We start from the raw sequence: 2,061 nt of genomic DNA on the forward strand, positions 1-2,061 counted from the left end.
CGCCCCAGACGCCGATGATGATGAACATCGGGATCAGGCCGCCCTCGAAGAACAGATAGAACAGCACCAGATCGAGCGCGCAGAACACGCCGATCATCAGCGTCTCCAGCACCAGAAAGCAGATCATGTAGTCTTTTACGCGGGTCTGGATCGAATTCCACGAGGCCCCGATACAGAATGGCATCAGGAAGGCGGTCAGCACCACGAAGGGGAAGGAAATGCCGTCCACGCCCATCTTGTAGCTGAGGCCGGCGCCGAACCAGGCGCGCTCTTCGACGAACTGGAACTCCGCCACGCCAGGGACGAACTGGCTCCAGGCGTAGAGCGACAAGCCGAACACCACCAGCGTCGTCCACAGGGCGATCCAGCGAATGTTGTTTTTTGCGCCTTCCGAGTCGCCGGGAACCAGCAAAATCAGCGCGACGCCGACGAGCGGCAGGAAGGTCAGCGCGGAAAGGAGTCCAAAACCGAACATTAGCGCACCCCGCCGACCAGATACCAGGTGATGATCGCCGCGAGGCCGAGCATCATCGCAAAGGCGTAATTATAGATGTAGCCCGTTTGCAGCTTGCCCATCCACGACGCGCCATCGACGACGCGCGCCGCGACGCCGTCCGGCCCCAGACGGTCGATGATCGCGCCGTCGCCGCCCTTCCAGAACAGCCGGCCGAGCCAGAAGGCCGGGCGGACGAACAGGAAGTCATAGAGTTCGTCGATGTACCATTTGTTGAGCAGGAATTTGTAGAGCGGGTTGAAGCGCTCGGCGAGACGGACCGGCGTTTCCGGCGAGAAAATATACATATAGGCCGCGAGGCCTAAGCCGCCGAGCATCATCAGGAAGGGCAAGGTCCCGACCCATCCCGGAATCTCGTGCATTTCATGCAGGATATGATTTTCCGGGCCGACGAACAGCGAGCCGCGCCAGAATTCGTCCGCGTCGTGGCCGATGAAAGCGCCCTTGAAGGCGAGGCCGGCGAAAATCGCGCCGACCGACAGCACATACAGCGGGATCATCATGGTGTTGGGCGATTCATGCGGATCGAGCGCATGATGGCCGTGCTCGTCATGCGCATGATCGTCGCCCTTCGCATGGTCGTCATGCGCAATGGCGACCGCGTGGTTCGCGTCATGCCCGCCCGCCTGTTCCCAGCGCGGCTTGCCGAAGAAGGTCATGAACACCAGCCGCCAGGAATAAAACGAAGTCATGCCCGCCGCCAGCACCACCATGACGAAGGCGTAGGTCGCCGCCTGTCCATGCAGGCCCGCCGCATAGGCGGCCTCGATGATCGCGTCCTTGGAGAAAAAGCCGGCGGTCAGCGGGAAGCCGGTCAAGGCCAGCGTGCCGAAGGTCATGCACCAGAAGGTGCGCGGGATTTTTTTCGCCAGTCCGCCCATGTGGCGCATGTCCTGCTCATGATGCATCGCATGGATGACGGAGCCGGCGCCCAGAAACAGCAGGGCCTTGAAGAAGGCGTGGGTGAACAGGTGGAAAATGCCGAGCGAATAGCCGCCGACGCCCAGGCCCACGAACATGTAGCCGAGCTGCGAACAGGTCGAATAGGCGATGACGCGCTTGATGTCGTTTTGCACCAGACCGACGGTGGCGGCGAAGAAGGCCGTGGTCGCGCCGACGATGGTCACCACCGTCAGCGCGGCGGGCGCCTGCTCGAACAAAGGCGACAGCCGCGCCACCATGAACACGCCGGCGGTGACCATGGTCGCGGCATGGATGAGCGCCGAGACCGGGGTCGGGCCTTCCATCGCGTCCGGGAGCCAGGTGTGCAAGAGGAACTGCGCCGACTTGCCCATGGCGCCCATGAACAGCAACAGGCAGGTCAGGGTCATCGCGTCCCAGTCGCCGCCGAACATGTGAATCGGCTTGTTGGCGAGGCCGGGCGCGGCGGCGAAGATGGTGTCGAAGGAAATCGACTTCGTCAGCAGGAAGACCATGAAAATGCCGAGCGCGAAGCCGAAATCGCCGACGCGGTTGACCACGAAGGCCTTGATCGCGGCGGCGTTGGCCGAGGGCTTTTCATACCAGAAGCCGATCAGCAGATAGGA

Annotated in this window: 1 protein-coding gene and 1 pseudogene; both read right to left on the reverse strand. The window is 62.3% G+C overall.

What is annotated here, in order from left to right:
* Positions 1-475: pseudogene (locus QZY01_RS18155) on the reverse strand (NADH-quinone oxidoreductase subunit M); the annotation flags it as partial.
* A partial coding sequence (gene nuoL / locus QZY01_RS18160; protein ID WP_294540018.1) for an NADH-quinone oxidoreductase subunit L occupies positions 475-2,061 on the reverse strand: 1,587 nt, incomplete at its 5' end. The pseudogene QZY01_RS18155 and the gene nuoL, both read right to left, overlap by 1 nt.

Source organism: uncultured Rhodoblastus sp. (assembly GCF_903903185.1).
In the GTDB taxonomy this organism is placed as follows: Bacteria; Pseudomonadota; Alphaproteobacteria; order Rhizobiales; family Beijerinckiaceae; genus Rhodoblastus.